This is a genomic window from Paractinoplanes ovalisporus, assembly GCF_016834655.1.
GTDB lineage: Bacteria > Actinomycetota > Actinomycetes > Mycobacteriales > Micromonosporaceae > Actinoplanes > Actinoplanes ovalisporus.
Genome location: NZ_JAENHP010000022.1, coordinates 115,247 through 134,449, shown reverse-complemented (window position 1 = coordinate 134,449; position 19,203 = coordinate 115,247). Strand labels below are relative to the sequence as shown.

At 70.2% G+C, this 19,203-nt stretch carries 20 protein-coding genes; 5 read left to right on the top strand and 15 right to left on the bottom strand.

What is annotated here, in order from left to right:
* The first annotated feature begins 136 nt into the window (after positions 1–136).
* A complete protein-coding gene (locus tag JIG36_RS41230; RefSeq protein ID WP_203382074.1) occupies positions 137–1,414 on the top strand; it encodes an MFS transporter in 1,278 nt (425 codons plus the stop codon).
* A gap of 2 nt (positions 1,415–1,416) precedes the next feature.
* Here JIG36_RS41230 and JIG36_RS41225 read toward each other — a convergent pair whose 3' ends face one another.
* Complete coding sequence (locus tag JIG36_RS41225) at positions 1,417–2,037, bottom strand: lipoprotein (RefSeq protein ID WP_203382072.1); 621 nt, start codon at positions 2,035–2,037, stop codon at positions 1,417–1,419.
* A gap of 105 nt (positions 2,038–2,142) precedes the next feature.
* Here JIG36_RS41225 and JIG36_RS41220 point away from each other — a divergent pair, with 105 nt between their 5' ends.
* Positions 2,143–2,631, top strand: a complete 489-nt coding sequence (locus JIG36_RS41220) for a hypothetical protein (RefSeq protein ID WP_203382070.1) — start codon at positions 2,143–2,145, stop codon at positions 2,629–2,631.
* Here JIG36_RS41220 and cobF read toward each other — a convergent pair.
* Both cobF and JIG36_RS41210 read right to left on the bottom strand, forming a co-directional pair.
* Positions 2,625–3,380 carry a precorrin-6A synthase (deacetylating) gene (gene cobF / locus JIG36_RS41215; protein ID WP_203382068.1) on the bottom strand — a complete coding sequence of 252 codons (756 nt, stop codon included), beginning with the start codon at positions 3,378–3,380 and terminating at the stop codon, positions 2,625–2,627. The two genes, JIG36_RS41220 and cobF, sit on opposite strands and share 7 nt — an antisense overlap.
* 29 nt (positions 3,381–3,409) lie before the next feature.
* Entirely contained in the window at positions 3,410–4,399 is a 990-nt protein-coding gene (locus JIG36_RS41210) for a zinc-dependent alcohol dehydrogenase family protein (RefSeq protein WP_203382066.1), read from the bottom strand.
* A 50-nt stretch (positions 4,400–4,449) separates the two neighbouring features.
* Here JIG36_RS41210 and JIG36_RS41205 point away from each other — a divergent pair, with 50 nt between their 5' ends.
* Positions 4,450–4,923: a winged helix-turn-helix transcriptional regulator gene (locus JIG36_RS41205; protein WP_203382064.1), complete on the top strand. Its 474-nt coding sequence runs from the start codon at positions 4,450–4,452 to the stop codon at positions 4,921–4,923.
* Here JIG36_RS41205 and dinB read toward each other — a convergent pair.
* Genes dinB through JIG36_RS41180 form a run of 5 tightly spaced genes read right to left on the bottom strand, consistent with a single transcriptional unit; the run spans position 4,920 to position 9,614 of the window.
* Positions 4,920–6,116, bottom strand: coding sequence for a DNA polymerase IV (gene dinB / locus JIG36_RS41200; protein ID WP_203382062.1), 1,197 nt, complete (start codon positions 6,114–6,116; stop codon positions 4,920–4,922). The two genes, JIG36_RS41205 and dinB, sit on opposite strands and share 4 nt — an antisense overlap.
* An 11-nt stretch (positions 6,117–6,127) precedes the next feature.
* The gene (locus JIG36_RS41195) at positions 6,128–6,772 is read right to left on the bottom strand and encodes a response regulator transcription factor (protein ID WP_203382060.1); all 645 of its coding nucleotides are present in this window, start codon (positions 6,770–6,772) and stop codon (positions 6,128–6,130) included.
* 54 nt (positions 6,773–6,826) lie between these two features.
* Entirely contained in the window at positions 6,827–8,116 is a 1,290-nt protein-coding gene (locus JIG36_RS41190) for a sensor histidine kinase (protein WP_203382058.1), read from the bottom strand.
* 20 nt (positions 8,117–8,136) lie between these two features.
* Complete coding sequence (locus JIG36_RS41185; RefSeq protein ID WP_203382056.1) at positions 8,137–8,892, bottom strand: DUF2705 family protein; 756 nt, start codon at positions 8,890–8,892, stop codon at positions 8,137–8,139.
* Positions 8,889–9,614, bottom strand: a complete 726-nt coding sequence (locus JIG36_RS41180) for an ABC transporter ATP-binding protein (RefSeq protein WP_203382054.1) — start codon at positions 9,612–9,614, stop codon at positions 8,889–8,891. The genes JIG36_RS41185 and JIG36_RS41180 overlap by 4 nt, the downstream gene beginning before the upstream one ends.
* 91 nt (positions 9,615–9,705) lie before the next feature.
* On the opposite strand from JIG36_RS41180, the gene JIG36_RS41175 reads away from it, so the two are divergent.
* Both JIG36_RS41175 and JIG36_RS41170 read left to right on the top strand, forming a co-directional pair.
* A complete protein-coding gene (locus tag JIG36_RS41175) occupies positions 9,706–10,146 on the top strand; it encodes a cupin domain-containing protein (protein WP_203382052.1) in 441 nt (146 codons plus the stop codon).
* Between the two features lie 137 nt (positions 10,147–10,283).
* Positions 10,284–10,658 (top strand): Hsp20/alpha crystallin family protein, encoded by a 375-nt coding sequence (locus tag JIG36_RS41170; RefSeq protein ID WP_203382050.1) that lies wholly within the window; start codon positions 10,284–10,286, stop codon positions 10,656–10,658.
* A gap of 44 nt (positions 10,659–10,702) precedes the next feature.
* On the opposite strand, the gene JIG36_RS41165 is transcribed toward JIG36_RS41170, so the two are convergent.
* From JIG36_RS41165 to JIG36_RS41135, 7 genes are all read right to left on the bottom strand, one after another.
* Positions 10,703–11,335 (bottom strand): carbohydrate-binding protein, encoded by a 633-nt coding sequence (locus JIG36_RS41165; RefSeq protein ID WP_203382048.1) that lies wholly within the window; start codon positions 11,333–11,335, stop codon positions 10,703–10,705.
* Positions 11,336–11,337: 2 nt separating this feature from the next.
* Positions 11,338–12,393: an ABC transporter ATP-binding protein gene (locus JIG36_RS41160; RefSeq protein WP_203382046.1), complete on the bottom strand. Its 1,056-nt coding sequence runs from the start codon at positions 12,391–12,393 to the stop codon at positions 11,338–11,340.
* Between the two features lie 12 nt (positions 12,394–12,405).
* On the bottom strand, positions 12,406–13,494 hold the full coding sequence (locus JIG36_RS41155) for an ABC transporter ATP-binding protein (RefSeq protein WP_203382044.1): 1,089 nt from the start codon (positions 13,492–13,494) through the stop codon (positions 12,406–12,408).
* Positions 13,495–13,543: 49 nt separating this feature from the next.
* Complete coding sequence (locus JIG36_RS41150; protein ID WP_203382042.1) at positions 13,544–14,521, bottom strand: ABC transporter permease; 978 nt, start codon at positions 14,519–14,521, stop codon at positions 13,544–13,546.
* A 171-nt stretch (positions 14,522–14,692) separates the two neighbouring features.
* Complete coding sequence (locus JIG36_RS41145; RefSeq protein WP_203382040.1) at positions 14,693–16,438, bottom strand: ABC transporter substrate-binding protein; 1,746 nt, start codon at positions 16,436–16,438, stop codon at positions 14,693–14,695.
* Positions 16,439–16,469: 31 nt separating this feature from the next.
* The gene (locus JIG36_RS41140) at positions 16,470–17,486 is read right to left on the bottom strand and encodes an ABC transporter permease (protein ID WP_236049252.1); all 1,017 of its coding nucleotides are present in this window, start codon (positions 17,484–17,486) and stop codon (positions 16,470–16,472) included.
* A gap of 782 nt (positions 17,487–18,268) precedes the next feature.
* Positions 18,269–19,174, bottom strand: a complete 906-nt coding sequence (locus JIG36_RS41135) for a TIGR03619 family F420-dependent LLM class oxidoreductase (protein WP_203382036.1) — start codon at positions 19,172–19,174, stop codon at positions 18,269–18,271.
* Positions 19,175–19,203 lie beyond the last annotated feature (29 nt).

The following is a 19,203-nucleotide window of genomic DNA, read 5'->3' as shown; positions in this document are numbered from 1 at the left end:
TCTCGGCATGACTTCTGCGTGCGGCATCGCTTCTCTGTCCGGTGCCCTGTGTCGTCTGCCGGGCTGATGACCCTTTAGCAGCAGCGCCACACCCCGCGGCACCGGGACGAACCGTTTGATCCCGGAGCGCTTCCGCATGTCTTCCTATCGGCTCTATCTGCTCATTTCCGGGCTGGGTTCGTTCGCCTCGCGGACGGCCTTCACCCTCAACCTGATCTATCAGGCGACCGTCGTCGGGCTGTCGCCGCTTCAGCTCGTGCTGGTCGGCACTCTCATGGAGGCCGTCTGCTTCGTCGCGCAGGTTCCCACCGGTGTCATCGCCGACCGGTACAGCCGCCGCCTCTCCGTCATCGCCGGCTATCTGTTGATGGGGGCCGGTCTTCTGGTCTGGGGGCTGCTTCCCACGTACGCCGCCATCCTCGTCGCCAACGTCATCTGGGCCGTGGGCGCGGTCTGTGTCGACGGCGCCGAGGAGGCCTGGGCCGCCGACGAGATCGAACCTCGGCTGGTGACCCGGGCTTTCGTACGCGGTGGTCAGGTCGCGCAGGCCGGGTCGCTGCTCGGCATCGTCGCCGCGGTCGCGCTCACGGCGGTCGCCCCGGCCCTGCCCATCGTCGTCGGCGCGGTCCTCACGCTGGCCCTCGGGCTTCTGCTCATGCTGCTCATGACCGAGAACAACTGGCGCCCGTCGCCGGCCACGACCGGGAGCATGCGCCGTCAGGTCGTCGAGGGCGCCCAAGCCGTACGGCACAGTGCCGTGCTCGCCGCCATCGTCGGGGGCGCGCTGTTCGCCGGCATGAGCAGCGAAGGCTTCGACCGGCTGAGTCAACCGTTCCTGCTGCCGTTCATCGGCGACCTCCCGACCGAGCTGGTCTTCGGCGGGCTGGCGGTGGTGGCCGCGCTCGGCTCGATCGTGGTCACCGGGCTGGCCGGGCGGTGGATCGACGTGGTGCGGCCGGAACGGGTCGGCCGGGTGCTGGCCGCGGTCCAGGCGCTGACGGCGGCCGGTCTGATCGGCCTCGGTTTCGCCGGTCACTGGTGGGCGGCGGTCGGGCTCTATCTGGCCGTACGGCTTCTGCGCGACACCGCCACCCCGATCCTCAACGTCTGGCTCGTCTCGGCCACGGCTCCCGGGTCGAGGGCAACGGTCTTCTCGATCGTGTCGCAGGCCGACGCGCTCGGCCAGGTGGCCGGTGGCCCGCCCGCGGGGTTCGTGGCCCAGCGCCGGGCGATCGGCGCCGGTATCTCGGTGGCGGGGCTGTTCGTGCTCCCCGCCGTCGCCCTGTTCGCCCTCGCCACCAAGCAATCCGCCGCCGACCCGGCCACGACCAAGGCCAACGGCCCGGCCGCAGCGCCGGGGACAGAGCCGGAGCCGGCCCAGACAACCGTGACAGCAACGGAGAAAACGCGATGAGACTACGGCACCGTAAGACTGCTCCGAGCCAGCTCGAAGGCGGGCGTCATGGCCGCGTGCTCGTCACTGTCGAAGCTGTCGAGCGCCACCGCGACCAGCTTCGACCCGGCCTGCACGACGAACGCCCGCTCCGGCTCCAGCGCGTCCTCGAGCTGGCTCTTCGCCTGGTAGGTGACCTCGAGCGCGGGCCGGCCGCCGATCCGCAGGTCGGTGTAGACCGCGTTCTGCGCCTCGGTCCCGGCGAACGCGGTCAGAGCCGCCCGGAGGTCGTCCGTCTTCCCGGTGTAGACCCGCAGGTAGCCGATGTTCCCGGCCGGCTTCGCATCGATCTCGCACACCATGGTCAGTGTGCCGCGGCGCGCCAGTCCGGCCAGTGGATCACCGGCGTCCACCCGCACCGCCTGGGGCCGCCACGAGGCCTGCAGGCCGAACGACACGGGAAGCTCGCAGCCGCTGCCCGCAGCGCCGACCCGGGCCGCCTCTGGCGCCGCCTGTGCGTGCGCCGATGAGGGCACCGACGAGGGCGGGAGCGCCGATGCGGGCGACGACGTCGACGAACAACCAGTCAGAGCAACAACGGCGAAGGCGACGGCACCGAAGCCGGCCAGGGCGGGAAGTCTCACGGGACCGAGAGTGTAGGCCCTGATTTGATCTCGTTCTATCCCGCCGCTACAGTCCCGGCGCCAACAACACCTTTTCCGTACGGGGGTTCAGATCCAATGATTCGTATGCGCACGACTTTCGCCGCTCTGGTCGGCGCTTCCCTTATGTCCCTGGCCGCCTGTTCCGGTGACGACACCTCGACCGCGTCGAGCACCCCGACCACGGCCACCAGCGCCCAGCCGGCCGCGGAGACCACCACCGAGGCGGTCGCCCCGGCGGGGGACGCGCCGGCCGACAAGGACGTCTGCGAGGCCGCGGGCAAGGCCGACAAGGCCATGAAGGCCGAACTGATCGAGGCCCTGAAGGCGTCGAACGGTGAGCCGACGGCCGCCGACTACAAGAAGGTCCTCACCGGACTGGCGACCCAGCTGACCACCGCCGTCGGCTCCAGCGAGACCGAGGTGGGCAAGGCCGTGAAGGCGTTCGTCGCCGACGCCACCGAGGCGGCCAACGCGGCCGACCCGGTGACCGCGGCCGACAACCCCGAGTTCACCAAGGCCGGCTCGGACCTGACGGCCGCGTGCAAGACGGCCGGGGTCACGGTCAACTACTGATCGGTGCGCCGCCGCAGCAGGTAGGTGTCCATGATCCAACCGTGTTCGGCCCGGGCGTCCGAACGTGTCCGCACGATGTCGTCGGCCACTTCGGACACCCGGCCGGACCGGAGGATCTCGTCCTCGGTGCTGACGTAGGCGCCCCAGAAGATGTCCGCGTCGGGGTAGGCGGTGAAGGCCTGCTGGGCGTCGAGCATGACGACCACGTCGTCTACCCCTTCGGGCCAGCCCTCCGCGAGCCGGCGGCCGGTCGTCACCTGGAACGGCTGCCCGACCCGGTTCAGCGGCACCCGGTGCTTGGCCGCGAGCGCCGACACGCTGCTGATGCCGGGGATCACCTCGTACTCGAAATCGATGGCGCCCCGGCCCAGCACCTCGTCGAGGATCGCCAACGACGAGTCGAACAGGCTCGGGTCACCCCAGACGAGGAACGAACCGGTCTCGTCCTCCCGGAGGTGCTCGACCAGCATCTCCTCGATCACCAGCGCGCGCCGGCTCCGCCAGTCGGCGACCGTGCCCTCATAGTCGGCCGGGGTGCGGTCGCGGTCGGGGTCGCGGCCGGTCACCATGCGGCGGCTGGGCTTCGAGTAGCCCCGGATGATCCGCTCCCGCAGGTCGACCAGGCTCGCCTTCACCTCGCCCTTGTCGAGAAGGAAGAAGACGTCCGTACGGCCGATGGCCTTGGCCGCCTGCAGGGTGAGGTGGTCCGGGTCGCCCGCGCCGATCCCGATCAGATAGATCTTCCGCACCCGCACCAGTGTGCCGCACCCGTTCGGGGCTACGTCGGCTGGACCCGCACGACGATCTTGCCGGTCGCGGTTCCCTTCTCCAGGTAGCGGTGCGCCTCGACGATGTCGTCCAGGCCGAACACGCGGTCGACCGTGGGCCGGAGAACGCCCGTACGGACGCCGGCGGCGAGGAATGCGGCGACGCGCCGGGTGATCACCGGGTTGACCATGTCCGCGAAGCCCATGAACCGGTGGATGGTCAGGGACGGGTTGGCCGGGAACGACGCCGGCCGGGGGTCCAGCCAGCCGATGGTGGCCAGGGTGCCGCCGAGCTTCGCGGCCAGGGACAACTCGGCCAGACCGGGACCCATGACGGCGTCCAGGACGATGTCGGCGCCCGTCCCACCGGTGTGCCGCCGCGTGGCCTCGCCCACGTCTTCTCGATCGGTGGCGATGACCGCGGCGGCGCCGGCCGCGAGCAGGTCCGGTTCCTTGGCGGCCGACCGGGTGACCGCGAGCGGGACCGCGCCGATCTGGTTGGCGATCTGGATCGCGGCCCGGCCGACACCACCCGACGCCGCCGTGATCAGCACGTGGTCGCCGGGCCGCATCCCGGAGCGTTCGACCAGGGCGCCGTACGCGGTGAAGTACGCGACCCAGAGCGCCGCCGCGTCGACCGGGTCCATGCCGTCGGGGCGGGGCACCACCCGGTCGGCGGCCAGGGTGGTGTATTCGGCGTAGGCGCCGCGGGCCTCGAAGTCGGGGATGGCGGCGAGGATGACCGGGTCGCCGACCGCCGGCCCGGTGACGCCGGCGCCCAGGGCATCGACGACCCCGGTCCCTTCGGCGCCGAGCCGGGCGTGCGGCAGCTGGATCGGTCGCGGCGACTGGCCGGCCCGGACCATCTGGTCGAGCGGGTTGACCGCGAACGCCTCGATCCGTACGCGCACCTCACCCGCCCCGGGTTCGGCGATCGGCTCGTCGACGACGCGCAGGACTTCCGGGCCGCCGACCTCGTCAAAGACAACAACTTTAGGCATGCCCGAAACGCTAGGGAGCCGATAGGAACCCCCTGGTAACTTTCGATCCCGTGCGGAACCTTCGCGGGCAGGTCTTCCTGGCCGACTGCCCCACCCGTCTGGCGGTCGAGATCATCACCGAGAAGTGGGCGGTCATCGTGCTGTTCGCGCTCAGTCTGGGGCCGCAGCGGCCGGGCGAGATGGCCGATCTCATCGGCGGCATCTCGGGCAAGGTGCTCACCCAGACGCTGCGCCGGCTCCAGGGATACGGGCTGGTCGAGCGGCACGCGTACGCCGAGGCGCCGCCCCGCGTCGAGTACAGCCTGACCGACCTCGGGCAGACCCTGGTCGAGCCGATCAAGATGCTCACCGACTGGGCCCGCGACAACGGCGAGGCGATCGTCGACTTCCAGGAGCAGCAGGAGAGCGGCCAGGAACAGCGGGAGAGCAGCCAGGCGCAGCGGGAGAGCGGCCAGGAACAGCGGGAGAGCGGCCAGGAACAGCGGGAGAGCAGCTCGGCGAAACGGGACGACCGCGACAGCTAGTCGGGCAGGATCGGGACCGACGGGGAGAGTTCGCGGCCGATCGTGGCGGCGCGGGTCAGGGACGAAGAGCCGAAACGATCCCGTACGGCGTCCATCGCCACGTCGAGGCGGTCGTCGAAGGTGTCGTCGAAGAGCGAGGGCTGGACGTGCCCGTCGCCGTCCAGGTTGCTCACCGCGACCCCGACCAGGGTGAGGCCCCGCTCCGCGATCAGCGGGTGGGCCTCGCGCAGCAGGTCACGCGCGGTGGACTGGATCAGGCGGGTCTGCATGGTGGCCTTGAGCAGCGACCGGGAGCGGGTGGCGCGGCCGAAGTCGTCGAAGCGCAGGCGCAGCGTGACCGTGCGGCCGGCCCGGTGGGCGCCCCGCATGCGCCGGCTCACACGGTCGACCAGCGCGTCGAGCGTGGCCTCGATCTCGGCGAACGGGCGCGGCCGGCGGCCCAGGGCACACTGCGCGCCGATCGAACCGCGGCGGTGCCCCACCCGCACGCGCCGGGGGTCGCGGTTGTGGGCGAGCGCGAACAGGTGGCGGCCGTAGCCGGGGCCGAGCATCGACACCAGGGCCGCCTCGCCGATGCGGGCCACGTCGCCGACCGTGGTGACCCGGCGCTCGCGCAGCTTGGCCGAGGTGACCGGGCCGACGCCCCACAGCCGCTCGATCGGCAACGGGTGGAGGAACGCGATCTCGTCGCCGGCCGGCACCTCGAGCAGGCCGTCCGGCTTGCCGACCGCGCTGGCCACCTTGGCCAGGAACTTCGTGCCGGCGATGCCGACCGTGATCGGCAGCCCGACCTGGGCCCGGACCTCGGCCCGCAGCCGGCGGGCGATCTCGCGCGGGGTGCCGCTGACCCGCAGCAGGCCGCTCACGTCGAGGAAGGCCTCGTCGATCGAGATGCCCTCGACCACGGGCGTGGTGTCGCGGAAGATCTCGAACACCGCCTTGCTGGCCGTCGTGTACGCCTTCATGCGCGGGGGCACCACGACCGCCCGGGGACACAGCGCGCGGGCCTGGGCGAGGCCCATCGGGGTGCGTACGCCGAAAGCCTTGGCCTCATAGCTCGCGGCGAGCACGACTCCGCCGCCGACCAGCACCGGACGCCCCCGCAAAGCCGGGTCGTCGCGCTGCTCGACCGACGCGTAGAAAGCGTCGAGGTCGGCATGCAGGATCGCCACGCACGACACTATAGAACACATGTTCGAAAAGATCAGCCGCTGACATGCCGGAGAACCGCCAGGACCCGGCGGTTGTCGCTGTCCGACACGGGCAGACCGAGCTTCGCGAAGATGTTCGCCACGTGCTTCTCGACCACGCCGGGCGTGATGACCAGGGCCGCCGCGATCCCGGCGTTCGACCGGCCCTCGGCCATCAGCGCCAGCACCTCCCGCTCGCGCGGGGTCAGCGAGGCCAGCCCGGTCGTGTCACGCCCGGCCCGCATCAGGTGACCGACCACCTCCGGGTCCAGCGCCGTGCCGCCCGAGGCCACCCGCCGCAGCGCGTCCACGAAGTCGGCGACGTCGGCCACCCGGTCCTTGAGCAGGTAGCCGACGCCGGTCGGACGGTCGGCCAGCAGGCGGGTCGCGTAGCGGGTCTCCACGTACTGCGAGAACACCAGCACGCCGACGCCGGGGTGGTCGCGCCGGATGTCGATCGCGGCGCGCAGCCCCTCGTCGGTGTGGGTGGGCGGCATCCGGATGTCGATCACGGCCACGTCCGGCTCGTCGGCGGCGACCGCGGACCGCAGCGCCTCGGCGTCGGCCACCGCCGCACACACCTCGAAGCCGCGGTCGGTGAGCAGCCGGACCAGCCCCTCCCGCATCATCGCGGCGTCCTCCGCGATCACCACCCGCATGCTGTCGTCTCCGTTCACCCGTGCGTCGGCAGGTCAATGGCCCAAGGCCGATGGTCACGCATGGGTCGGCAGGTCGATTGTGACCCGGGTCGGGCCGCCGGCCGGGCTGTGCACGTCGATCCGGCCGTCCACCACGGCGATGCGGCGGGCCAGGCCGGACAGGCCGGGACCGTCCGGGTCGGCCCCGCCGGCGCCGTCGTCCTCGACGGTCAGCGTCAGCCGTTCCTCCGTGCCACGGACGCCGACGTCGACCCGCCCGGCCCGGCTGTGTTTGGCCGCGTTGGTCAGCAGCTCGGCGGCGCAGAAGTAGGCGATGGTCTCGATCGCGGACGCCGGCCGCCCCGGCAGCTCGACGGTGACCGTCACCGGCACCGCGCTGCCGCTGGCCAGGGTCGCCAGCGCGTCGCCGAGACCGTTGTCGAGCACCGGCGGGTGGATGCCGCGCACCAGGTCGCGCAGGTCGGCCAGGGCTTCCTTGGCGCCGCGGTGGGCGAGCGCGACCAGTTCGCGGGCCTCGGCCAGGTCGGGTGGCGGGCCGTCCGAGCCGAGCTTCTCGCTCGCCATGCCGAGGTTCATCGCCAGCGTGGCCAGCCGGATCTGCGCGCCGTCGTGCAGGTCGCGTTCCAGCCGGCGCATCATCGCGGCCGCGTCGTCGATGGCGGCGGCCCGGGTGACCTGCAGTTCGCGGACCCGCTCGGCCAGCCCGCCCGGCGTGAGCAGCCGTCGCATGGCGGCCACGTCCATCGCGGCGCCGGCCCGCATCAGCCACGGTGCGACCAGCAGCATGCCCAGGCCGGCGGCGGCGATCAGGAACGCCCCGGCGACCGTACGGGTGCTGATCATCCCGAACGGCGTCAGCGCACGCACCGGCCCGAGCGTTGTGCCCGGCGGGTGATTGCGGAACAGCGGCCACCACACCGGGTAGCTGAGGTTGACCACGCCGAACACGTAGCAGAACGCGCCGTACCCCTGCGGGATGGCCAGCGGCACCTTGAGCAGGCAATATCCGACGGCTCGCCAGCTGCGTCGGGGCGGCGGCGCGGGCACCGGCCGGTCGAGCAGCCGCTCCGCCAGCCGGCGCTGGAGGACGCCCATCGCCCGCGCGGCCGGGACGGCCAGCACGACCAGGAGCACGACGGTGATCGCGAGCAGCACCAGGAACACCGGGGCGACCACCGGGGCGGGCCCGGTGTCCAGGGCGCCGGCCACCTTGAGGGCCAGCACCCCGGTCGCCGGAAGCAGCGCCGGGGTGGCCAGGACCAGGGCCGCGCTGACCACGCCGGCGACGCAGAACACCACCAGGCGCAGGGCCGACGCGGTGAACGGGGCGCGCAGCGCGGTCATCGCTCCATTGTCACCGGCGCTCATGCGTCGCGGCGCCGCAGCACGACACCGCCGGACAGCAGGATCACCGTCGCGTACCCGGCCATCAGCAGCACGCTGACCCAGCCCGTGAACAACCCGGGAACCGGCTTGGTGACCGCGATCGAGTTGAGCAGCATCAACAGCGGCAGGAACCGCCCGATCGTGATGCCGCTCTCCCCGAACAGACCGGCCGCGATCATCGGTACGAACATCAGCCCGAACAGCGTGCCGATCGCCGCGCCCGAGTGCCGTACGACCGCGCCCAGACCGACCCCGATCAAGGCCGTGGCCCCCAGATAGACGCCGGTCAGCACGACTGCCTGCAGGATTCCCGGGTCGCCCAGGCCGGCGGCCGGGATGGCGGTCCCCCGGATCGCCAGCTGCCCGCTCAGATAACCGGCGAAGCTCGCCACCAGCCCCACGGTCAGCGCGAACCCGCCGCACACCAGGGTCTTCGCCGCGAGGACGGTCCGGCGGCGGGGCACCGCGGCCAGGGTCGAGCGGATCGTCCCGCTGCCGTACTCGCCGGTCACCATCAGCACGCCCAGCGCACTCAGCAGCAACTGGGCCAGCACGGCGCCGCCGAGGCTGTTGTTGAAGATCTGGGCCGCGGTGGCGACCGGGGTGTGCGACCGGTAGCCGAGCCCCACCCCGGCCCCGGCCGCGGCCATCGCGACCACCGCCCCGATCGCCAGCCACCACGTCGACCGCACGCTGCGCAGTTTGATCCATTCCATGCGGGCCGCGAGTCTCATGACACTCCTGTTCCCCGGTAGTCGGTGGCCTGCGAGGTGAGCCGGAAGAACGCGTCCTCCAGGCTGTCGTGGCCGGCGGCCAGCCCGGCCACGGTCGTCTCGGCCAGCAGCCGCCCCTGCCCGATGACCACCAGCCGCTCGGCGGTCAGGGCCATCTCGGCGATCAGGTGGCTGGAGACGAACACCGTCCGGCCCTCGGCCGCCAGCCCGCGCAGCAGGTCCCGGATCCAGCGGATCCCCTCCGGGTCGAGCCCGTTGACCGGCTCGTCGAGCAGCAGCACCCCCGGGTCGCCGAGCAGAGCCACCGCGACGCCCAGCCGCTGGCGCATGCCGAGCGAATAGGTGCCGGCCCGCCGGTCACCCGCACCGGACAGGCCGACGACGCGCAGCACCTCCCCGACCCGCGCGGCCGGGATGTCGTTGCTCGCGGCCAGCGCGGCCAGATGTGCCCGCCCACTGCGGCCGGGGTGGAACGCCCCGGCGTCGAGCAGCGCGCCGACCGTCCGCAACGGACGGGTCAGCTGCGCGTAGCGGACGCCGTCGATCAGCGCCTCGCCGTGGTCGGGAGCGTCCAGGCCGAGGATCATCCGCATCGTCGTCGACTTGCCGGACCCGTTCGGGCCGAGGAAGCCGGTGACCACCCCCGGCCGGACCTGGACGCTCAGGGCGTCGACGGCCACCCGGCCGCCGTACCGTTTGGTCAGCTCACGTAGTTCGATCACGTCTTCGACGCTAGGCAGCGCGGCGACCGCTCAGAAGCCGGAAAGCCGCCGCCCCGGGCCGGGGGTTAACCCCCACGGGACAATGGATCTCATGACTTCCCCGCGTCCACCCCTGGCCGAGCAGTACGACCTTCAGCCGCATCCCGAGGGCGGCTGGTACCGGCAGACGTTCAAGTCGGAGCAGACCTTCCACCCCGAGGGGTACGCCGGAGAGCGTGCCGCCGCGACCGCGATCTACTTCCTGCTGCAGCCCGGCGAGACGTCCGCCTGGCATGTCGTGCGCTCGGACGAGTTGTGGTTCTGGCACGCCGGAGGCCCGCTGACCTTACGTTTCGGCGGTGACGGGGAGCACCCGGCCGAGGAGAGCACCGTCACTCTGGGTGTCGGTGAGGGACACCACCCGCAGGTGCTCGTCCCGGCCGGCGTCTGGCAGGCCGCGGAGCCCGCGGGCACGGAATACGTGCTGGTCAGCTGCGTCGTGGCGCCGGGCTTCGAGTTCGACGACTTTCGACTCGACGACAACAGATCGTAACGAAGTATTAGGGCATATCGTGACGCCGGTCATGTCCAATCGGGAATCCGGGGGCCAGAATCTCCGTTGGTCATAACCGGACCCGGGCCCACCCCGCGCGGGTCCAGCAGAGAAGAACTCCGCCTGGAGGAACCACCATGTCGCCTCACGGCGCGACGGTTCGTGAGCTCGACCAGCTCACCTGCCGCGTGTTCGACAGCACCCGCAGTTCCGGGGCGCGCCTCGCCGCGTACCGGATCGACGGGACCTTCTATGTCGACATCGACCTGCCGGGAATCGACCGGGCCGGTATCGACGTCTCGGTGGACGCCGGCGTCCTGACCATCCGCGCGGAACGACGCGCGACCGAGGGTGAGACCGGTGTTCCGGTCAGCGCCCCGGTGACCCGCGAGGTTGATCTCCGCGAGTCCGAGAACCTGGACACCGATCGCCTCGAGGCCCAGTGTGACAACGGAGTCGTGACACTCCACATCCCGGTGGTGCAGCACGAACTAGCCGGAGCTGCCGCCTGAGAAAAGCCGCGCGAGAGCGCGGCTTTTTCATGCGCAGGCGAAGCTCAGTGGACGAACTGCAACCAGTTGAGGTTCAGGAACTCGTTGCCGTCCTCGCGCGCGAACGTCAGGAAGACCGTGTGCTTCCCGGTCGTCGGCGTGATGTCGACCTGGTCGGTACGCCAGTTCTGCCATCCGCCCGTACGGGTCACGTTCAGCGTCCCGATCGGGGCCTGGTCCGCGCCGTCGAGCCGGATCTCCATCCGCCCGCCCTCGGCGTCGCCGGCCACCCGCACGTCGAGCTTGGTCGCGGCCACCGGCCCGAAGTCGACGTCGTCGAACCGCAGCTGGTCGCCGTTCGCGATCCAGCCGACGTTCTGGCCGCCGCCCTCGTCCTCGGTCGCCTGCGACTGGATGCCGATGTTGCCGTCGGCCGCCTCGGGCTCCAGCTTCGGATAGACCGTCGGCGTGGGCGGCTCGCTGGTGGGCGGGACCGCGGACGGGGTCTCCGACGGCGCGGGCGGGGCCGAGGCGACCGGGGGCAGGGCCGCGGCCGGGGCCGGGGACTCCTGCCAGCGGCCGATGCCGTAGCCGGCGAGCAGCAGGCCGAGCCCGGCCAGCGCGAGGAGCGAGCGCTGCCGGACCCGGTAGGCCCTGGTGCGATAGACGTTGGGACGGCTGGGCGGTGGAGCGACCAAGGTCAGGCCGTCTCGGCGAGGATCGACTCGGCCGGCGGCTCGGCGAAGTGGCAGGCCACCCGCTGGGCGGGGGCACGCTCGATCAGCGCCGGGTCCTCGGTCGCGCAGATGTCCTGCGCCTTCCAGCAGCGGGTGCGGAACCGGCAGCCCGACGGCGGGTCGACCGGGCTGGGCACGTCACCGACCAGACGGATCCGGTTCTTCGGGGGCACGCCCCGGACCACGCCGATGTCGGGCACGGCCGAGAGCAGGGCCTGGGTGTACGGGTGCTGCGGCTTCTCGTAGAGCGAGTCGCGCGGACCCTCCTCGACCACCCGGCCGAGGTACATGACCGCGATCCGGTCGCAGAAGTGCCGCACCACGCCGAGGTCGTGCGCGATGAACACGAACGCGATGCCGAGTTCCTTGCGCAGGCTCTCCAGCAGGTTCATGACCTGGGCCTGGATCGACACGTCGAGCGCCGAGACCGGCTCGTCGGCCACGATGATCTTCGGGCGGGCCGCGAGCGCACGGGCGATGCCGATGCGCTGGCGCTGGCCGCCGGAGAACTCGTGCGGGTAGCGGTTGTAGTGCTCGGGGTTGAGGCCGACCACCTCGAGCAGTTCCTGCACCCGCTTGAGCTCGCCGCTCTTGGGCACCATGTCGTGGGTGCGCAGCGCGGTGCCGACGATCGTGCCGACGGTGTGCCGCGGGTTCAGCGACGAGTACGGGTCCTGGAAGATCAGCTGGATCTCGCGCCGGTACGGCCGCAGCTGCCGCTCGTTCATGTGCGCGATGTCGACGCCCTGGTAGCGGATCTGGCCGCCGGTGGGCTCGAGCAGCCGGGTGACCAGCCGGGCGGTCGTGGACTTGCCACAGCCCGACTCGCCGACCAGGCCCACGGTCTCGCCGGGCGAGATGGTCAGGTCGACGCCGTCGACGGCCTGCACCCACTTCGTGCCGCGGGCGAAGAACCCGTCGCCCTTGGTCTTGAAGTGCATCTTGACGTTCTCGAGCTCGAGCAGCGGCGCGCCGGGCACCGAGCGGACCCCGGACTTGGCGGTGGTGGTAGCGGTCATGTCGGGTTCCTCTTACGGCAGCCGGGGCAGAACTTCGGTCTCGAAGACCTTGTCGGGTTCCTTGAGGTGGCACCGCGAGGTGCGGCCCAGGTCGCCGGTCCGCGGGATGAGGTCGGGCTTGAGGGTGGTGCAGAGGTCACCGCCCACACGGTCCTTGAACTCGCAGCGCGGGTGGAACGGGCAGCCGGTGGGCACGGCCAGCAGGCTCGGCGGGGAGCCGGGGATCGGGTGCAGCGGTTGCGGCTCACCGGTCAGCGCCGGGATGCTTTCGAGCAGACCCCACGCGTACGGGTGCAGGGGCTCGCCGAGGATCTTGTTGACCGGCCCGTGCTCGATGGCGGTGCCGGCGTACATGACCAGGATGTCGTCGGCGATCTCGGCCACCACGCCCAGGTCGTGGGTGATGAAGACGACCGCCGAGCCGAAGTCGCGCTGCAGGTCGGAGATCAGGTCGAGGATCTGCGCCTGCACGGTCACGTCGAGGGCCGTGGTGGGCTCGTCCGCGATCAGCAGCTTGGGGTCGTTGACCAGCGCCATCGCGATCATCGCGCGCTGCCGCATGCCGCCGGAGAACTCGTGCGGGTACTGGTCGACGCGCCGGCGCGGGTTCGGGATGCCGACGCGGCCGAGCATGTCGATCGCGCGGTCCTTGGCCTTGCGCTTGCTGACGTTGTTGTGCGCCCGGTACGACTCCATGATCTGGTCGCCGATGGTGAAGTACGGGTGGAGCGAGGACTGCGGGTCCTGGAAGATCATCGCGGCGTCGCCACCGCGGTAGCCCTCGAGCTCCTTGTCGCTCATGTTGACGATCTCGCGGCCGCCGACCTTGATCGAACCCGCGATGCGGGCGACCCGGCGGTCGTGCAGGCCCATGACGGCCATGCTGGAGACGCTCTTGCCCGAGCCGGACTCGCCGACGATCGCCAGCGTGCGGCGCAGCGGCACCGAGTAGCTGAGGCCCTGCACGGCGCGGACCAGGCCGTCCGCGGTCGGGAACTGCACCTGCAGGTCCGAGACCTCGAGGTAGGCCTCCTCGTTCGCCGCCGGGGTGCGGGGAACGCGGCTCACCGTGTGCGGGGCCTGGATGCTCTGGTCGCTCATGCTGCCGCCTTCGTGCTGCGGGGTGGGAACACGCGGATGCGGGCCGGGATCATCCGAGCCGCACCCGGGGGTCGAGGAACGTGTACGCGATGTCCACCACGAGGTTCATCACCACTAGTACCACCGACCCGATGAGAACGCCGCCCATGAGCACGGGCAGGTCGTACTGACCGAAGGCGCGCAGCGTGAGCTGACCCAGGCCGGGGAGGTTGAAGATGCTCTCGGTGAAGATCGCGCCGGTGAGCTGGAACGCGAGGTCGATGCCGAAGATGGTGACGACCGGGGTGAGCCCGGCGCGCAGGCCGTGCCGGTAGACGACGCGGCGCCGGCTGATGCCCTTCGAGCTGGCGGTGCGCACGAAGTCCTGGCCCAGCGCCTCGATCATCGAGGCCCGCGAGTAACGCGTGTAGGCGGCGGCGTTCGTCAGGCCGACACAGAGCCAGGCCGCGAGCAGGCCGCTGGCCCACGTCAGGGGATTGTCGGTGAACGGGTGATAACCCGAATCGGGCAGGAACGTGGCGTAGAGCGCGACGAGCAGGGCGAAGACGAAGTAGGGGATCGACTGCACGACCAGCGTCGAGCCGACCACCAGCTTGTCGAGGGAGGTGCCTCTGACCTGGGCCGCGATGGTTCCGGTGAGGATGCCGACGACCAGATAGACGACCGCGCCGCCGAGGACGATCGAGATGGTGACCGGCAGGGCCGCACCCAGGAGCTTGGTGACCGGCTGGCCCAGCGTGTACGAGTATCCGAGGCAGGGCGCCGCGCACTCGCGGACGGTGCCGCCGCTGCTGTACTCGCGGCCGACCACGATGCCCTTCATGTAGGCGCCGATCTGGTTGATCGGGGGCTCGTTGAGGTCGAGGCTCGCCTCGATGTCGGCCAGCCGCTCGGGGGTGCAGCGGGGGCCGCAGATGACGCCGGCCGGGTCAGTGGGCGCCAGGAAGAACAACGCGAAGCTGGCCACCAGCGTCACGATCACGACGGAGATCGCGCTCAGGACGCGTTTCAAGATGTACAGCAGCACCGCTTTGCTCCTCTTTCATCACGGCGCCGGGTGGGTGTCCCGGAATCTGGAGAACCCGGCGTGCGGTGCCGCTAGCTCGGCACGCCGGTGTGCGATTTTGCGCCCGGGGTGGTCCCGTCCGCCGGTTGAGCGGACCGGACCACCCCGGGTTTCTAGCTATTTACCGGTGTTTCAGCTCTTCAGGTACATGTTGCTGAAGTTCGGCATACCCATGGTCGGGTCACCGGTCGTGGTTCCGACGTTGGTGCCCTGCACGACCGCCAGCTTGTCGTAGTAGCTGGGGATCGCGATGTACTGCTCCATGATCTTCTTGTCCAGCGCGGCCCACTTCGAGGTCGACTCCTCGGCGGGGAGGTTCGCGATGTCGTTGATCTCCTTGTCGAGGGCGGCGTCGCTGAGCATGCCCCAGCTCTGACCCTCGGCGATGCTCTGCGTGCGGAACAGCACCGGGAACCAGGAACCACCGGCGGGCCAGTCCGAGCACCAACCGGCCGGGCTCTGGCCCATGTTCACCGGGGCGTCGTAGTCGCCCTTCTTGGTCCGCAGGTCAGCGGTCGAGACGCCGATCGGCTTGACCTTGAAGCCGGCCTTGGTCAGCGCGTCGGCCTTGATCTGGCTGACCTGCTGCGCGAGCGGCTTGGTGTTGTCGTAGTAGTAGCTGAGCTCGAAGCCCACCTTGCCCGCGGCCTCCAGCAGCGCCTTGGCGGCGGCCGGGTCACCGGCACCGGTGCCGGTCAGGTCGGCGACGGGGGCGTACTTCTCGTAGCCCGGAACCGAGGGCGGCAGAACCGTGCTGGCCGGCTCGGCGACGTAGTCGTTGAGGCCCGAGGCCTTCCAGATCTGGTCGTTCGGGTACGCCTTGGCGACGGCCTTGCGGACCTCGAGCGGGATCTTGCGGCTGTCCAGCTGCCACACGATCGTGCAGGGGCTCTCGCCCTGGACCAGCTGCGCCTTCTTCTCGCCGGTCAGCTGCGGGATCAGCGACGCGTCGAGAACGTCGTAGTTGATCGCGTTGGCGTCCTGGCCGTTGCTGTTGAGCACGGCCTGCTGCGACTTGACCGCGTCGCCGCCCCACTGGAAGTTGAAGCCGTCCAGGTACTGGTGGCGGGCCGGGTCGGTGTTCGGGTCCCAGTTGGTGTTCTTCTCGAGCACCAGCGAGGTGCCGGCCTGGTAGGACTTGAACTTGTACGGGCCCGTGGCGACCGGCTTGTTCTTGTAGTCCTGCCGGGTGTCCTTCGCCTTCTGGATCGGCGTGAACATCGGGAAGGTCATGTAGAACGGCAGGTCCGAGAACGGCGTCGCCAGGTGGATGATCAGGGTGTCGGTGCCCTGGGTCTCCACGCCGGAGTAGGTGTCGCCGTCCTTGTAGGGACCCTTGTACTTGTCGCCGTCCTTGAAGTAGGAGAGCTGGTAGGCCGGGCCGTTGACGTAGATGTCGTGGGCGAAGGACCGCTTGATCGCGTAGGCCAGGTCTTCGACCTTGACCTCGGTGCCGTCCTCGTACTTGATGCCCGGCTGCATCTTGAAGGTCCAGGTCAGCTTGTCCTCGGACACGGTGCCGAGGTCAGTCAGGTCCGGAACCAGGGTGGGCTTGCCGTCACGGATGTCGAACTGGGTCGGCGTGCGGAACAGCAGCTTGCCGATCTGGTTCGAGTCGACGTAGTAGATGTCCGTCGGGTCGAACGTGTTCGGCGTGGTCTGCGCCTGCACGTTCAGGACACCACCCTTGCGGGCGCCCTCGATCTCCTTGGCCGGGCCCTTGGCGTTGGGGTCGGTCGCGTTGGACTGCGTCGTGATCTTGCCCGAGTCGGTGTCACCACCGGTCGAGTCGTTGTTCGACGAAGGGCTGCTGCAGCCTGCCAGGCCGAGCGCCACGGCAGCGGTGGCCGCCACGGCAACGTTAAATCGCCTTGCCATTTCTCCTCTTCTCATACGGGGCGTCACCACGTCACCGTCGGGTGCGGGGATCGAATGCGTCACGAATCGAGTCACCGAGCAGGCTCAGCGAGAGCACGAGGATCGTGATGGCGAGAACCGGGATCCACAGGTAGAGCGGATCGGCCCGGTAGTAGTTCTGGGCTGCAGCGATCGTCAGGCCCCAGGACGGCGTCGGCTCGGTGAGTCCGACGCCGAGGTAGGTCAGGCCCGCCTCGACGACGATGTAGCTCGGTAGAGCCATCGAGACCGAGATGACGATGGGCGCCACCAGGTTAGGCAGCAGCTCCTTGAAGAGGATCTTGCGGGTCGGCACACCGAGTACCTTCGCCGCGGAGATGAACTCACGCTCGCGCAGGGAGAGGACCTCGCCGCGGATCAGTCGCGCGAGGCTGGCCCAGCCGAAGAAGGAGAGCACGATGATCAGAGAGAAGAAGCGCGCGTTCGCGACGTCCTGAGCGGCGGCGTTTTCCGAGGTGCCGACGAAGATGGTCAGCAGCACGGCCGGCACCGCGATCGCGAACAGCAGGTAGGGCAGGCTCAGCACGAAGTCGATGACCCACGAGACGATCCGGTCGAGCCAACCGCCCACGAAGCCGGCCAGCAGACCGATGGTCACGCCGATGATCGTGGTCAGGATCGTCACCGTGCCCGCGACGATCAGGGACGGGCGGGCGCCGTAGACGAAGCGCGCGAACAGGTCGCGGCCCAGGCGCGGCTCGACGCCGAACCAGTGCTCGCCGTTCGGCGGGATCGTCGGATAGCCGTACTGGTCGATCAGGTCCTGGTGGAGGGTCGTCGGGTCCTGGCCCTCGAGCTTCGCCAGCAGCGGCGCGAAGATCGCGATGAGGACGAAGAAACCGAAGATGCTCGCACAGATGACCGCGACCCGGTCTTTGCGCAGTCGCGCGAAGGCGATCTGCGTCGGCGACTTGCGCCGGGTGTCGACCTTCTTCTCCTGGTCGGCTTTCGGGCTCGCCATCGGATCGGTCGGGGCACCGGCTCGGGAGAGCTCAGCTTCCTCGATCATCGGTTCCACGCGTCGGTCACCTCCATCGGACGACACACCTCACATGCGTCGTGCGTGAGAGGTATTCGGATGCTGCGCTGGGAAAGGTAGCCCGGAACTGGCTCGTAGGAAATGAGTTGACGCATCGAATGAATAACAGCCCGCTGAAAGCCGTGGATGATCCACGTCACAACCCGTCCCGTCCACGTAGGGCGCGAAGCGCCCCTCCAGCCCACAAATCACCCGAAACGGCGATCATGTTCGCCCCCAATGTCCGTTATGGAAAGCCAGAGGGCAATCGTACTGTTGCGCAAAGTTATCGAAGTCACGTTCACGCCGCGCCGGGCCGCTGTTTCGGCGCGGTTTCGCGAGAGTGTCGATCTTGACGGGGGGCCGCCGTGGGTTTCTCCGGTGCATCCGCCCTGATGGCGCAAGATCTTCGGTCGGCGCGGCGCCCCGGGGCCGTATCGACGGTCATCTCGCGTTGCGGGACGCGGTTCCGTGGTGATCTCCAGCTTCCTGGCGTGTCGCCGGCACTACGCCGCGTAGAGCCCGGAAAGGGCCCCATAGGAAGACGGTCGCCATTTCGATAACGAATACCCCCTCCATTCGACGCTATATAAGACTTCGAAGCACGTCTTCACCGATGGGACCGGGCCATCGACAACCTGCTACCTCGGAGCGACGCCGAGCGACCGCGGACGACCCCCTGGGAGCGTGCGCCACGCCCCGCGTTCGCTGCGACGACACCGGGTGAACGCGACATGTCGGGCCGCGGTCACGGTCGCGACGCAGAGTGATCATTACCGCCCGGGGGCCAGGGCGGTAAGGATCTCGCCCGCCCGCTCGCGGGCCACCCGCGGGTCGGCGTCGGGCGCCCCGATCAGCGGGTCCCAGTTGAGGTCGTAGAACAGCTCCGTGACGCCCGCCTCGGCGTAGAGCTCGGCCCCGGCGCGGATCTGATCCCAGTCTCCGGACAGCGGGACCGCGTCGTCACGCCGGCCCGGACGCACCACGGCGCGCACGACGACCCGTACGGAATCGGGGTCGCGGCCCGCCTCCTCGGCCGCGCGCCGCACGATCTGGGTTCCGCGGGCAATGTCCTCGAAGCTCACCCGGCTGCTGCTCACCCAGCCCGCCCCCAGCCGGCCGGCCCGCCGCAGGGCGACGTCGGCCGTGCCCCCGAGCAGCACCGGCGGACCGCCCGGCTGCACCGGCTTGGGCGCCACCGTGCTCTCGGGCACCCGGTAGAGCTCGCCGTCGTAGGACGCCACCGGATCGGTCCACAGCGTGCGCAGCACCTCGAGGTATTCGCGGAGGCGCTTGCCGCGCGGGTTCGGGTCGGAGCCGGTGGCCACGAACTCGGGCTCCGACCACCCGGTGCCCAGCCCGAGGTCGAAGCGGCCGCCGGAGAGCACGTCGAGGGTGGCCGCCTGCTTGGCCAGGAGCACCGGGGAGACGTACGGGATGTTGATCACCGCGACGCCCAGGCGGATCGTGCCGGTGCGGGCGGCGGCCCAGGTCAGCGCGAGCATCGGGTCGAGCACGCTGTGATAGACCGGCAGCATCGGCTGCTCGACGCCGACCAGCAGCCGCTGGAACGCCCAGAGCCCGTGATAGCCGAGCTCCTCGGCCCGCGCCGCGAAGCCGCCCAGGGTCTCCGGATCGGCCCACGCGCCCGCCACCGGGGCCCCACAACTGATCAGCATGCCGGAAACCCTAACGCCTGTTCCGGAGC

What these genes read in the sequence shown, in the direction of transcription:
- JIG36_RS41210 (WP_203382066.1), bottom strand. Translation starts at nt 4,399, where the DNA reads ATGCCTAAAGTTGTTGTCTTTGACGAGGTCGGCGGCCCGGAAGTCCTG.
- JIG36_RS41145 (WP_203382040.1), bottom strand. Translation starts at nt 16,438, where the DNA reads ATGGCAAGGCGATTTAACGTTGCCGTGGCGGCCACCGCTGCCGTGGCG.
- JIG36_RS41155 (WP_203382044.1), bottom strand. Translation starts at nt 13,494, where the DNA reads ATGAGCGACCAGAGCATCCAGGCCCCGCACACGGTGAGCCGCGTTCCC.
- dinB (WP_203382062.1), bottom strand. Translation starts at nt 6,116, where the DNA reads ATGTGTTCTATAGTGTCGTGCGTGGCGATCCTGCATGCCGACCTCGAC.
- JIG36_RS41190 (WP_203382058.1), bottom strand. Translation starts at nt 8,116, where the DNA reads ATGACCGCGCTGCGCGCCCCGTTCACCGCGTCGGCCCTGCGCCTGGTG.
- JIG36_RS41175 (WP_203382052.1), top strand. Translation starts at nt 9,706, where the DNA reads ATGACTTCCCCGCGTCCACCCCTGGCCGAGCAGTACGACCTTCAGCCG.
- JIG36_RS41195 (WP_203382060.1), bottom strand. Translation starts at nt 6,772, where the DNA reads ATGCGGGTGGTGATCGCGGAGGACGCCGCGATGATGCGGGAGGGGCTG.
- JIG36_RS41160 (WP_203382046.1), bottom strand. Translation starts at nt 12,393, where the DNA reads ATGACCGCTACCACCACCGCCAAGTCCGGGGTCCGCTCGGTGCCCGGC.
- JIG36_RS41135 (WP_203382036.1), bottom strand. Translation starts at nt 19,174, where the DNA reads ATGCTGATCAGTTGTGGGGCCCCGGTGGCGGGCGCGTGGGCCGATCCG.
- JIG36_RS41220 (WP_203382070.1), top strand. Translation starts at nt 2,143, where the DNA reads ATGCGCACGACTTTCGCCGCTCTGGTCGGCGCTTCCCTTATGTCCCTG.
- JIG36_RS41170 (WP_203382050.1), top strand. Translation starts at nt 10,284, where the DNA reads ATGTCGCCTCACGGCGCGACGGTTCGTGAGCTCGACCAGCTCACCTGC.
- JIG36_RS41230 (WP_203382074.1), top strand. Translation starts at nt 137, where the DNA reads ATGTCTTCCTATCGGCTCTATCTGCTCATTTCCGGGCTGGGTTCGTTC.
- JIG36_RS41185 (WP_203382056.1), bottom strand. Translation starts at nt 8,892, where the DNA reads ATGAGACTCGCGGCCCGCATGGAATGGATCAAACTGCGCAGCGTGCGG.
- JIG36_RS41140 (WP_236049252.1), bottom strand. Translation starts at nt 17,486, where the DNA reads ATGATCGAGGAAGCTGAGCTCTCCCGAGCCGGTGCCCCGACCGATCCG.